This is a genomic window from Chitinophaga sp. W3I9 (genome assembly GCF_050434025.1).
Lineage (GTDB): Bacteria > Bacteroidota > Bacteroidia > Chitinophagales > Chitinophagaceae > Chitinophaga.
Map to the genome: position 1 here is coordinate 5,146,488 of NZ_JBNPWC010000001.1, position 14,757 is coordinate 5,161,244.

5 protein-coding genes are annotated in these 14,757 nt (G+C 45.7%); all 5 read right to left on the reverse strand.

Annotation, left to right across the window (positions count from 1 at the left end; genetic code table 11):
* Positions 1-5: 5 nt before the first annotated feature.
* Genes asnB through QFZ51_RS21035 form a run of 5 tightly spaced genes read right to left on the reverse strand, consistent with a single transcriptional unit; the run spans position 6 to position 14,756 of the window.
* On the reverse strand, positions 6-1,874 hold the full coding sequence (gene asnB / locus QFZ51_RS21015) for an asparagine synthase (glutamine-hydrolyzing) (protein WP_429048584.1): 1,869 nt from the start codon (positions 1,872-1,874) through the stop codon (positions 6-8).
* Between the two features lie 47 nt (positions 1,875-1,921).
* Positions 1,922-3,931 (reverse strand): MupA/Atu3671 family FMN-dependent luciferase-like monooxygenase, encoded by a 2,010-nt coding sequence (locus QFZ51_RS21020; RefSeq protein ID WP_429048586.1) that lies wholly within the window; start codon positions 3,929-3,931, stop codon positions 1,922-1,924.
* Between the two features lie 33 nt (positions 3,932-3,964).
* Entirely contained in the window at positions 3,965-10,060 is a 6,096-nt protein-coding gene (locus QFZ51_RS21025; protein WP_429048588.1) for an amino acid adenylation domain-containing protein, read from the reverse strand.
* Positions 10,061-10,094: 34 nt separating this feature from the next.
* Complete coding sequence (gene ectB / locus QFZ51_RS21030; RefSeq protein ID WP_429048590.1) at positions 10,095-11,357, reverse strand: diaminobutyrate--2-oxoglutarate transaminase; 1,263 nt, start codon at positions 11,355-11,357, stop codon at positions 10,095-10,097.
* A gap of 33 nt (positions 11,358-11,390) precedes the next feature.
* Positions 11,391-14,756, reverse strand: coding sequence for an amino acid adenylation domain-containing protein (locus QFZ51_RS21035; RefSeq protein ID WP_429048591.1), 3,366 nt, complete (start codon positions 14,754-14,756; stop codon positions 11,391-11,393).
* Position 14,757: the final 1 nt, after the last annotated feature.

Here is a 14,757-nt window from a genome sequence, read left to right on the forward strand (position 1 = left end):
AATCATTAATTAATGTTGGGCAAATCAAATAGTTCCAGCAAAATGTTAAATGTCAGGACTACTATCAGCAAGTCGCTGTCATAAGGCAAATTCAAACGAAAACCATCCGCCATATAATGTTTCCTGAGGTTTGTTACCATATCCGGGTCAAAGTATCCCTGCTTTTTAATGCGGTCGTATGAAAGCATTTCATTGATCCATTCGACGTTTTGTTTGAGCAGATCGGGGCTGCCCGGCGCAATAAATCCGAACTTCTGCCGATCGATAATTCCGGATGGCACATACTTTCCGGCGATTGTTTTCAGTATATATTTTTCATTCAGCCCATTCAATTTCAGATCCGGCGGAATGGTTTTGATAAACTCTACAAGTTCGGGATCCAGGAATGGAAATCTGCCTTCTACAGAATTGGCGTATGTCATACGGTCACAATGGTCTGCAATCAGGTGGTCAGACAACCGGAGCTTAAGATCTATATAGGAGCGCTGATGTAATACATGTCTGTTTCGGATGCGTTCTTTGCTAAACTTCAGGGTATTGGTGGCATCAAAGCTTTTAAATTGCTCCCGTACTCCCTTCGAATAAATGCTGCGTTTTACATCTGTAAATTCATAGTAGTTTTTCTCGTAGAAGAAGTTCTGATCACCCCATAATTTCAACCGGTATTCATCTTCCAACTGTTCCTCCAATGGTTTGAAACCAGCGTTCACGGTGCGTTGCTTATCAAACTTATAACCTACATATCCGGCAAAAAATTCATCCGCGCCTTCTCCGGACAATATCACTTTTATCCCCTTCTCCTTTACCGCTTGCGACAGGGCCAGGGAACAGCTATTATAAGATTCTTTCAAGGCGCATTCCGATGACCATACCGCCTGTTTAAGCCGGGCTTCTACTTCTGTCGGATCAAACCCTATCTCATTAGAAGGGCTACCCAGGTATTTTACTACCTGTTGTTGATATTGGCGCTCATTCATTTCCCTGTCCGACGGAAAGCCAATAGAGAATGCCGGGTAACTACTCCCGGGCGATATCGATTTCATAATACCACCGACCAATGATGAGTCAAGTCCGCCGCTGAGATAAAACCCAATAGGGACATCTGCATTCATCCTGTATCTTACCGATTTAATAAGCAGTTCTTCCAGCTTCTCCAGATAGTATGATTCTGGGTGGTACTCCACAGTACCTTGTTCCGGATAATTAAGGTCCCAGTATTCCATCAATGATACCTTTCCCTGTTTTACGAGGAGAAAATGTCCCGGAGCAAGGCTTAAAATGTCTTTAAACATGGTTACCGGACTTACCAGGCCGGGGAAACTGAATACCTGATCCAATCCCTCCAGATTCACGGCTCTTTTAACATCTGGATGCTTAAGTATCGCTTTGATTTCAGAAGCAAAGACAAGTACATCATTTGTAATCGTATAGAACAATGGACAGATACCAAATTGATCCCTCGTCAGGAAAATACTGTTGTCGCGGTTATCATAAATACAGAAAGCGAATTGCCCATTCAATTTATTCATAAAGCAGTGCCCCTCTTCCAGGTACAGGTGCAATACCACTTCTACGTCACAATGGGTTTTAAACCGATATCCTTTCTGTTCCAGGTCCCTTCGTAATTCTTTGTAGTTGTATATTTCTCCATTACATATCAGCACTACCTGTCCGTCTTCACTAAAAAAAGGCTGGCGGCCATGATCAAGATCGATGATACTAAGTCTTCTGAAACCCAACCCCACGCGGCTGTTAACATAACACGACAAATCATCAGGCCCCCTGTGATAAAGAGCGTTGGCCATCTCTGCCACGAGTTTCTCGTCAATATGAACAGGCGCTTTCACACCATAAATCCCTGCGATACCACACATAATTACTATTTAAGTCAAGTGCGAATTATTTCGGTTTACCGGATGAATTAAAATTCATCACTTAAAGCGCCTATAAAGGCTGAATCCGGATCCGATTGTATGTCAATAACGTTATTTGCATAAACCCTTCTATTACCTTTCCCTGCTGTATCCGCACGTACCACTTTAACTTTTTTGAGCAATGATGCCGGCGTTCCGTCCAGTTCATCACTATCTGTAAGAATATGTTGTACAGCTGACAAACACGCCAGCAGCCAGGGTTGCTCCCCTGCCATGCGCAATAAGGAAGCCGAACAATGCAGCGCAGATATAGAAGGCGGGATGCTGGGTTGTTCAGCGTACAAGGTTCTCAGGTTGTTGAGGCGGTGAAGTCCTTCGAGAATATCTTCCCGTGACAAACCGAAATCAATAAGGCAGGCTACCTCATCTACATCATAAGATTTAAGTTTATGCAGCAGTCGTTCTGCTTTTTTCGCAGATCCGAGCAATCCGGCCTGTTCAAAAAAGCGTTCAAAAGCCAGCTCAGTAAGCTCCTCCAGTAATTCGTCTGCAATCTGATCGTTCAATCCGCCATAACGGCCAGCTACTTCTTTCGAGTTACCGGCGGCCGCATTACTTTTGGCCATGGTTTGTATGAGCTGTGTCGACGACCGGATATAATTTTTCAGTGGCTCTCTAACCTGCTGTTTTACCTGTTCATCATCTTCTCCCAGGTAAGTATGCACCATCACAGTCACCTTCCGGGAATAAGGATCAAATCCGCTATCCTTCAATGCAGTCCGATAGGCTGCTATCTTATCAATCAACTCATCCGTGTTTTGCCACAGCAGGTGTGTAAGAATATTGGCGCCTATCCTGCCAGCATCCACAAAGGTTTCTATCTTACCCGACACGGTGATCCAGATGGGCAATTCCTGTTGTATTGGCCGGGGAAATATCTTCACCTGAATTTCATTTCCAAGCCCGTTGATGGCGGGAACGCTTTCACCTGCCCACAACTGCCTCACAGTCGCTATCTGCTCCAGCATATGATGGTGACGGTCTGCATACTTCCCGGGAAAGAAAATAAAATCGTCACATTGCCATCCGGAAGCGAAGGATATTCCAACCCGCCCGTTTGATAAATTATCGATCAACGCCCAGTCCTCCGCAATTCTCACCGGATGATGCAACGGTGAAACCAGGCTGCCACAACGAATCTGCACATTGCGGGTATGAGTCGCCAATGCTGCACTCAATACTGATGGATTGGGATACAATCCACCAAACTCATTAAAGTGCCGTTCCGGTGTCCAGATAGCCTTGAAACCATGTGTGTCTGCAAATGTGGCGGCATCTAAAAGCAAACCATATTTGTCCTGTTGTGAGTTATCTACATAACTGCCAAAATGAAACAAACTGAAATCCATGGAGAATGGAGGCTTCAGGTAGATATACTGCGCTGCGGACGCCTGATCCTTCAGTTGATCCATGACCACCGTTATACCTTTTACGGAAGCCCACAGCAACTCCAACGTTTGTTCTGTAAAAGGAATATTACCTGCCAGCATAATCCGCTGCCGTTCCGCTGGCGTCATCAGCATATCCAGTTCCTGATAGAATGCAGTTATATCATCATGATGAAACGAAACCATTTTATCTCCTTCCCGGAAGATGCAATTGATATCATAGTCATCTGTTGTGATAGCTTCAACTGTTTCTTCCGGGATATCATCGTCTGTTAAAATAGTGTCTACTGTTGGGGGAAACTCCCCGTAGCGTTGCTCTGTTATGATTGCACCGGCACCACAATACTGCGCCAGCGTGGTGATCATGGCAACATCACTGCCGGGGTTTACAGGAACAAAGGTGCTGCGATGATAAATGAGCGCCCACATGGCAGCCAGCAGATCACCTGCTGATGTTACATATATGAGAACAGGACTTCCGGGTATCCATTTCTTTTGCTTCAGTTGCTGTCCGATCCGGGCAGTTTTGCGCCGCAGCATATCCACTGTAAAAGTCATCTCTGCGGATACAATGGCCGTATCGTAACCTTGCCGGGTTGCAATTTTCATAACTGATAATTAAAGATTACGGTATTGAAGTGTTCAGAAATTGTCGCTGATAACGGCACTGAATGCCGTTTCGTCTTTGGAGGCGCTATCACCAGTGCCTGGATAGTTAATAGCAGATACAAGGCCGTCCGGCTCTTTTAACATCGCCTCTGCTATATATACCAACAGCTGTTGCAGCCTTTCTACCAGTGACTCTTCATAAATATTGGCATTGTAACAAAAGTCTATATTGAAGGTTATTCCAGGGCTCACCACCACCACGAAGTCGAAGTTGGTTTGTTCATAGCCTCCCTTAGAGGTAAAGGACAAATCTTCCCAAACGCTTTTCTCTTTTAAATCGCGTTTTATTATTTCCTGAACGGGGTAGTTTTCAAATATCAGGATATTATTAAAAAGATGCTTACCGAACCCGCTTTCCTCCTGGATATCCACCAGTTGGGTATAATGATACAACTCTCCCAGTACAAGACTTTCTTTAATCCCCAGCAGCAGTGAACGGATGGTTAACAGGTTGTCGTATTGAATACGAACGGGAATCGTATTAATAAAGAAACCAATCATATCTTCTATTCCCTCCAGATGGCCTGCTCTGCCGGATACCACCGCTCCAAAAACAACATCGTTCCTGGCGTTGTAGGCAGATAACAGTATTCCCCATACTGCCTGGATGAATATATTCTCTGTAATACGGAGTTCCGCGCACAGTGTTGTTATCTTTTTCCTGGCCAGCCCGCCGATGTGAAAAGAACGGCGCTTAACGACCGCCTGCCTTCTTATGGTGTCCCGTTTCTGCGGCAACGTGCTGACGGTATCGTAACCTGAAAGATAATCACGCCAATAGCGCAGCATATCATTCCGGTTGATGCTTTCCAGCCACTGTATATACTTCGCGTAGGAATGTACGGGCATCAGCACCGGTTCCTGTCCACCCAGCAGACTATCATAGATATAAAAAAACTCTTTTACAAGGATGCCGATACACCAGCCGTCCATGATGATATGATGATGACTCCAGATAAACTCCCAGTTATCGCCTCCTACATCCAGTACGGTGAGACGCATCTGTGAACCTTTATTCAGGTCAAATCCGCGGGCACGATCCTGTTGTTTAATCTGTTCAATCTGGTGGTCAACATTGCTGCTGATCTGTTCATAAGTGAACCCTTCTTTTACCGATTGGGCCACTACCTGAAGTATCCTTTCGCCAAAGCGTTGCGTAAAATGGGTTCTTAAAACGGCATGGCGTGCAATGAGCATATAATAACTTTTCTCCAAAAGCGCCATATTCAGTGCACCTTTCAACCGGTAACTCACCTGTTCAAAATACATAGGAGAGCCTGGCGTGGCCGCCCAGTGAAAATACAATCCTTCCTGCAGCGGGCTTAACTTGTATACATCTTCCAGCGGTATTTGCTGCTGTAACTGTATTACCTGATCTATACTCAGGTCTTTATACGTAAGGTCCACCGGAGTAAGGACTTTGTTAGTGGTTGCCGACAGGCGGGTAATCAATGCAGCCAGGTGCCGGTGATATGCCGCTATCAGTGCATTTATAGTAGTGACATTGTATTGCTGGCTGCTGTATTCCACAGACATTTGCAGGCAGCCTTTTATTACTATTCCGGAAACTTCCAGGAGCACACCGCGTTCTCTGTCTGCAGACACTTCATTTCCGCGATAAGCTCCGGAGAAGGAAAAAACGGCGGAGCTGTTTCCGGTACCCACTGCATGCCCGAAATCACCGAGATAGTTGAAAAGTATTTGTGGTGCAAGACAATATGGCCGCGCACCGGCATAACGTAATATACCATAACCTATTCCCTTGCCCGGTACGCGATGAAGCACTTCCTTTACAGCGATGAGGTGACGCAGCGGATCGCTGTGGTAATACATGTCGAACACCACAGGATACATCGTTGTAAACCATCCCACGGTACGGGTCACGTCAATATCGCCACCAATATCTTCCCGGCCATGCCCTTCCAGCTTCACGCCTACAGTTGTTGTATTAAATATTTCATGAACCGCCAGGCTCAATGTGGCCAATAAGATGTCATTGATATCTGTGTTAAAAGCTTTATAGCATTGTGTCAACAGCTCTGTTGTAGTAGCTTCATCAAGTGCAAAAGAGCGGGATGCTGCTACTTTCACCTGGTTACCGCCATTGATATTGTCCATAGGAAGCGCCGGCAGCCCGATGCTTTCAACAGCAGACCAGTACGCTTCTTCTTTTTTCAAAACAGCACTATGAACATATTGCTGCTGCTGTTGCTGCCAGTAGCGGAATGAATCTGTTTTCAGCGGAAGATGAAGCATGGACCCTGACATATATTGCAGGTACAGGTCTGATAAATCTTCCAGAAGGATACGCCATGAAACGGCATCTATAACAAGATGGTGCGCTACCAGCAGAAGCAGGTCTTTTTCCTGGTCATGAAACAAGACAGCCCGGAATAAAGGCCCTTTGCTCAGGTCCGCTGCGGATTGTACGCGATTGCATTCCTTTGCAAATGTAGTTTCATCTGTCCAGGGAATTACCTCCAACTGTACTTCCTGTTCTTCTCCCCTGCATTCCTGAATCCATCCTGCAGCTGTTTTATGAAAAATCATGCGCAAGGCATCATGATGTAATGTAATTTTTTCCAGCACCGCCCTAATACCTGGTACCGACAACGGCTGTTTACTTTCCAGTAAAACGGACTGATTAAAATGATGCACATCCGTTACCGAATTATCAAGGAACCAATGCTGTATTGGCGCAAGCGGAATAACGCCCGTCACCAGCTCCTGTTCAGCTTCCCGCTCCAATGTTTTTACGTGGGCAGACAATCCCGCGATGACAGGATACCGCATTACATCCTGTATGGTAAGTACATATCTACGCTGTTTCATCCGGGAAACAATCTGTATCGACTTAATAGAATCTCCTCCCAGCAGGAAGAAGTCATCATAAATTCCTATAGGTCGTTTCTTCAGAACATCCTCGTACACCGCTATCAGCTGTATCTCTTTATCATTACGACCTGCCGTAAAAACAGTATTGGTGGCAGAGATGGATGCATCCGGTGCAGGCAGTGCGTTTCTGTCAATTTTTCCATTGATGGTTAACGGAAAGGCAGCAAGAGAAATAAAATGATGTGGTATCATATATACCGGCAGTTCCATTTCCAGACCGGCACGTATCTCCCGTTCATTATGGGACTCCCCTGCGAGATAAGCGATCAGTTCCTTGTTTCCGTTACTATCGGTCCATACTTTTACATGTGCATCGGCAACACCTGCATGTTTCCGTAAGGCATGTTCTATTTCACCGGTTTCTATACGGTAGCCGCGTACTTTCACCTGATCATCGATACGACCGCTGAATTCTATATCGCCATTACTTAGCCAGCGACCAGTGTCTCCGGTACAATACAATCGCTCTCCTGCATTGAAGGGATGTGCAATGAACTTCTCCGCAGACAACTCTGGACGGTTTAAATAACCTCTTGCCAGCCCTATACCACCGATACAAATTTCTCCGTAAACACCTGGCGGCACTAAAGCACGATACTTGTCAAGGACATACATACGGGTATTCCAGATTGGCCGGCCAATGGGAATTACAACGTCATCAGCTGATGTGGCATAATAAGTAACGTCCACAGCTGCTTCCGTAGGCCCGTAAAGGTTATGCACCGGTATATTTACCTTTGCATACCAATTGCGGACGGTAGCTGGCAACAATGCTTCGCCGCTGACTATCACCAGTCGCATACTTTTAAGCCGGTATGCGATATCCTCCTGGTAAAACAACCGGGCAATAAATGCATTCATCATAGTAGGTACAAAATGCAGCACCGTAATCTTTTCCTTTTCAATCAGTGAGAGGATCGAGTCGGGAGATACGGAATCTTCTCTTTTGCACAATACCATGCGGGCGCCAAAACAAAGCGGCATAAATATTTCCCAGACAGAAACGTCGAATGTGAAGGCGGTTTTCTGTAAAATATTGTCATCTGTTGAGAACCCGTAGTGATTCCACATCCAGTAAATCCTGTTTACCACCGAACGATGCTCCAGCATACAACCCTTTGGTTTGCCTGTAGACCCCGACGTGTAAATAACATAGATCAGATCCAATGGATCCCTTACGATAACCGGATTTTCCGGACTGTACGATTCCTGACACCCGCGAAAAGAGGCCACTACGTCTGTGTCTATTACAAGCCGGCAACCGCTGTCAGCCACCAGGAAATCGATCCTGCTTTGCGGGAAGGAGGGATCAATGGGCAGGTATGCCGCACCGGTTTTCAGGGCTGACAATATGCTGATGATCATCCATTCGCTGCTCTCCAGCCGGATACCTATAATATCATCTGAACCAATATGGTAAATATGCTGCAGATAATTACTCAGTCGATTGGCATACTCATTCAACTCCCGGAAAGATAACGATTTCTCACCGGCTACAAGTGCTGTCCGGTCCGGCGATACACCCACCTGTTCTTCGAACAAATCAATGATTGTTTTATCATCCGGAAAGGGCTGCGCAGTGTTGTTGAATGCAGCCAGCAATCGTTGTTCTTTTTCGGGAAGGTAGGGTACCTGAACCATCGGAGCCTGCGGTTCCTCCAGCAAATTGGACAGCAAATGTGTAAAATGCCCGGCCATATTGTGGACAATATCTCTATCAAAAAGCGCTGTGTTATACTCCACTTTAAGAGAAATGCCATCAGTTGTTTCATGAAAATAAAAGGTGAGGTCAAATTTGCTCATCGCATATGTCTCTCCCTGGTAACTATCGATTTCCAGGCCATTAATAGATGCAGCTGCACCTTCCTGGTATTCTTCATTATTCTGCAATACCATCATTACATCAAACAGCGGATTCCTGCTTGTATCCCGCTGAAACTGCAGATCATCGAGTAACATATCCAGTGGATAGGCCTGATGTTCAAAGGCTCCCAGCGTTGTTTGCCGGGTACTATTCAACAGGTCGTAAAAACTATCCTTCTCTTCCAGGCGTATACGCAAGGGAAGCGTATTGATATAGCAACCTATCTGGTCTTCCAGATCAACATGACTTCTTCCGGCAACCGGTGTGCCGATAATCATATCATGCTGACCGGTATACCTGAATAACACCGCTGCTACACCTGCCAGCAATCCCATAAAGAGGGTCGTTTCCTTTTCCGCAACGAATGACTTTAGCTTGCCGGCAAGACGTTTATCCAATACCGTATCCACCGCATCCCCACCAAAGGTTTTGATTTTCGGTCTGGGCCTGCTGACAGGCAATTCCAGCAGCGGCAGCTCTCCTTCCATCTGCAAAAGCCAATACTGCCTGGATTTCTCCAATATACCACCCTGCAATTGCTGTTGCTGCCATTGGGCGTAATCTTTATACTGGATACGCAGTCGCGGCAACATTGGCGGTATATTGGCGACCAATGATCTGTAGAGTCCTGTCATTTCGTTCATCAGGATCCGCATAGACCAGGCATCGCTGACAATGTGATGCAATATGCAATAGAACACCCACTTATCATCTGCGATATGAAAAACGCCGGTACGAATAAGCGGCCAGGCGGAGAGATCAAAAGGAGCGGAAAACTCTTTCATGATCAGATCGTTCGTCAACGGGCCTGCATTGATCTCATTTCTGACATCATGATATTTAACCCGCAGATGCACCGTATCCGGTGAGAAGATGAATTGTTTTACTTCTGCTGATCCATCCTCTCTGAAAGTGGTACGAAGTATCTCGTGACGGTTAACAATGATCCTGAAACATTCCGTCAAAAATGGTATATCCAGCTTCCCCCTGAAGATAAATGTTGCAGGAATGTGATATGCAATACTTGTTTCCGGCAGCTGTCCCAGCACCCATAGCCTTTTCTGGGAAGATGACAACGGATATGCGTGGCAGTTATCTGCCGGTAGAATATGCTGAAAATGATCTGCTGTTGCCTCCACCTCCTGCCCCAACAATTCCAGAATATCAGGTTTAAATGCGCGCAGCCGCTCTTTGTCCTCTTCTTTCAAAGAAGACAGCGCCCCGGTAATTTTCAGTTGTCCATTCAGTGCCCTCACTGACACGCCCCTGTTGCCCAGGTTAACAATAAAATCCAGTATGGACTTATCCATAAGCTATCATCACTTTAAACCATTGATAAATAAACTATACAGCCAACACCTTAAGTTCCTCAACGCTATGTGGTACATAGTGCAGCACCGCATTTATAATGAGGTTTAATCCCTCTTCCAGGTAATGCGGCGTAATTGTCAGTGGAGGAAGGATCTTCAGTACCGTATCTTCCGGACCACAGACCTCTATCATCAAACCTTTCCGGAATAGCTCCGATGAAATTCCTTTTGCAGCAGCCGTACTCTCCATCTCAATTCCCCACATCATACCAATACCTCTAACGGCGATTACCAGCGGCGATTCGTTAAGTAACCTGTTTAGTTTATCCGCTATTAAAGTGGCATTACTGAGAATACTTTTTTCCAGCGAGTTCGTTCTCCAGAAGTCCAGAGCACCGATAGCCGTGCATAGTGCGAGGTTATTAGAGCGGAAGGTGCCATTATGTTCTCCCGGCTTCCAGATGTCGAGTTCAGGTTTCAATAAGATGAGCGACAGGGGTAGCCCGAATCCACTGATAGATTTTGATAACAAAACCATATCAGGTACGATACCTGCTCTTTCAAAACTGAAAAACCGGCCTGTACGTCCGCAGCCCGTTTGTATGTCATCCACGATCAGCAGAATACCCTTCTCCACGGTGAAGTTCCGTAGTCGCTGCAGCCACTTATTACCAGCGATATTTATACCCCCTTCGCCTTGCACGGTTTCAAGAATTACGGCTGCCGGTAATTCAATACCTGATCCACTCGCCGTAATCATCCTCTCAAAGAACGTACAGGTATCGGTATCTTCTCCAAGGAAACCATCAAAGGGGAAAAAAATCGTGTCCTGGGAGGGATTCATTTTATGATTTTCTGTACAGCAGGCAGACAATGCTAACGAAGTGGCCGTCATACCATGAAAAGACCGGGTGAACGCAGCAATTTTCCTTCTCCCGGTTACTTTCCTCGCGAGTTTCACCGCCGCTTCCACCGCATTGGTTCCGGTGGGTCCGGGAAACTGCACTTTGTATTGTAGTCCTCTTGGCTGCAGGATTACTTCATCGAATGTTTTAAGAAACCTGCTCTTTATACTGCTATCCATATCCAGGCAATGCACTACATGATTATATTCAAGAAAAGAAAGGATTTCCTGCTTTAACTTCGGATGGTTATGTCCGTAGTTCAGGGTTCCTGCACCACTAAAGAAATCAATATACTTCCTTCCATGATGATCTGTAAGAATTTCTCCCTGAGCGGTATCAAAAATGGCAGGGAAAGATTTACCATAGCTATTTACATTGGATTCATTCAGCATGTTGGTAGTTTTTCGGGTGACAAAGTTTTTTTATCAGATAATGATAGCTTCTTCAGATTCCGTAGTGATATTTTCCTGCTGTTGTACAGCAACGATATACATCGCCAATGATTCTATCACCGGATAACGGAAGAAGTATTTTATTTTAATTTTCACATTGAAAGCCGCATGTATTCTTGAGATCACTTTAATACATAATAAACTGTGACCTCCTATTCTGAAGAAATTATCCCTGATACCAATAGGTTCTTTCCTGAGTACTTCTTCCCAGATGCTTACCAGCTTTTTTTCGATATCATTGCCTGGAGCCACATAATCTCTGTTTCCTGTTGATCCATGTTCTTCCGGCGTAGGCAATTTCTTGCGGTTTATTTTGTTATTGTACATCGGCATTCCGGCCAGCCGGATGAAACAATGTGGCATCATGTAGGCAGGCAGCCGGGTGGCAAGAAAAGCGTCCATAGTGGCATCATCCAGCAGCTCTTTACCAGTTACATACGCCACAAGTCTCTTATCACCTACACTGTTTTCCCACACCAGGACTGCAGCAGCATCCACACCGGGGCATGCTTGCAGGCAATTCTCTATTTCGCCCAGTTCAATACGATAACCATGCACCTTTACCTGGTTATCCCTTCTGCCCAAAAATTCCAGTTCTCCGCTATGCAACCATCGTCCCAGATCACCTGTTTTATACATCCTTACAAGGCCATTTCCACAGAAAGGATCAGTGGTAAAAGCTTTGGCTGTCTTTTCCGGATCACTGACATACCCTCTGCCTACAGCAATACCCGCAACATATATTTCACCGGTAACGCCGGGCGGGCAAATTTTACCTGCCTGATCGAGTATATAAATCCGGAGGTTTCTGATTGGTCTTCCAATGGGAATAATACCTTCCGGAGGCGTTTCATTCATAATGTATAATGTCACGTCATCTGCTGCTTCTGCCGGTCCGTAGGCATTCAGCACCCTCGTATCCGGATACATCCTGAACCACCTTTTAATAATCTGATGAGAAGCTGATTCGGCAGTTACGATCAGGCACCTGAGCGACTCAAAGCAATGGGCAGATGTTTCCTCAATACTGTCGAGCATCACTTTAAGATAGCTGGGTACTATTTCCAGCACAGTGATCCCGTCATTCGTGAGTCTTTCTGAAAATTGCTGCGGATCAAGTACTACTTCATTGCTATAGATAGTAGTGGTGCCACCGGTAATGAGTGCCGTTAATAGCTGCCACACAGAGATATCAAATGTGAATACTGCATTTTGTGCCAGATTGCTGCCGGCATCCATCTCCAGCGCCTCTACCATGCCAATCATATGATTCAGCATGCCGGCATGTTCAACCATGGCCCCTTTGGGCTTTCCGGTAGAACCAGAGGTATATATGATATAGGCAAGATGACCTCCGTGATGAATGATATCCGGATTCTGTGCCGGATAGTCCGTCCCGTGAATGCGGAACAGGTCAAGCATCGCTTTGTCTATCACTACTTTTGATTGGCTATCTTCCAGCATATAACGCACCCTTTCCGGAGGAAAGGCCGGGTCCAAAGGCATATATGCAGCACCGGCTTTTAATACACCCATCACCGCCACCACCATTTGCTCACTTCTTTCAAGACTAATACCTACAATATCATCTGCACCTACCAGGTAATTTTTCCGGAGATAGCCGGCTAAACGGTTTGCTTCTTCATTCAATTCCCGGTAAGACAGCCGCTGATTTTCAAATACTACCGCAGCTTTATCAGGATATGCTGCAACACGTTGTTCGAATAACTCTACAAAGGTGACATTGTCGGTGGCACCTTCCTGGAATGTATTAAAGTCATGTATCAGTTTGTGTTTCTCCTGCTCAGGGATATACTCCATTTGTCGGAGCGGAACACCAGGATCCGCAACAGCAGCCATCAGCAGTTGTTCCAGGTGTGTATATAACTGAGTGATCATCTCCGTTGTAAACACATCTGTATTGTACTCAATACACAACTGTATCTCCTCATTTGTGCTGAAAAAATCAAAAGAGAGATCAAATTTGCTCGCTGGTTGTAAATCCGTTTCCGGGATCGTGATTTGTACATCACTAACCGGTGCTTGTTGATGAGGATTCAAATCTGTACTATAAGTACTCACTGTCACATCAAATAACGGGCTCCTGCTGATATCCCTTGGTGGATTAATATCCATCAGCAATTCGCTGAATGGATAGGCACTATGTTCATGTGCCTCCAATGTGGTTTCCCGGATATTCTCCAGCAGTGAGGAGAAACTATCCTCTCCGCGGAACCTTGTTCTCAACGCCAGTGTATTCAAATACAATCCGATCTGGTTCTCCAGTCCTGTATCTTCCCTGCCAGCAACAGATGTACCGATGACGATATCTTCCTGCCCGGTATATTTATAAAAAAGCGCTTTCACCGCTGCCAGCAATCCCATGAAAAGCGTACAGTTGTGTTGCTGTAACAAAACCCTGAAATCGCGTGCCAATGCAGGTGCCATTGTTCTGTTAAAGAAAGCGCCGTTGTATGTTTTTACCGGCGGGCGGGTTTTTCCTCCCCATAGCTGCAATACAGGCAGCTCTCCGGAAAATTGCTGTTGCCAGTAGCGGCTGCATTTTTCCAAAAGACCTTCTCCCAGTTTGCGTTCCATCCATACCGCGTAATCTTTATACTGAATGCGTAGTGGCTCAAGCGTTACCGCGCGACCTTCCACAGCTGCCTGATATAAATGCAGTAACTCTTTTGTCAGTATTTCCATAGACCACCGGTCACCAATGATATGATGCATGACACAGAGCAGCAGCCATTCTTTCTGTCCTGTTTGATAAAGACATACCCGTAACAGTGGTGCAGCAGAGAGATTAAAAGGCTTGGCTGTCTGTGCCTGGATGGCTGTCATGGCCTTTTGCGACGCATCTTCGTCCCCGGACCAATGCTCATGCACAATACCAAACGAAATGTTTTCAGCAGGCACGATGCATTGTCTGACATCGTCCGGATCAGATCCACTGAACAGGGTCCGCAGGCTTTCATGCCTTACAATAAGCTGGCGGAAAGCATATTCCAGTTCATTTATCTGCAACTTTCCTTCTAACCGGAGCAAATTGGTCATATTATAGGCCGCGTTACCTTCGCTTTCCTGGCAAAGTAACCACAACCCTTTCTGTGAAAAGGTCAACGGATAGTCCTTCTGCAGCGGGGCCAAAGGAATTTTTTCTACACCGGAAAATTGCTTCAGGAAATCAATGATCCCGGATTTCTTTTGCCTGATACTGGCGACTATGTCGGGTGGCAATTGTTCCCCATCGTATGAAATTTCCAGATCGCTTCCCTGAAGAGAAATGTCGATACCGCTTTCTTTCAGTGTCCTTAAAAAACTTACTATCTCCATT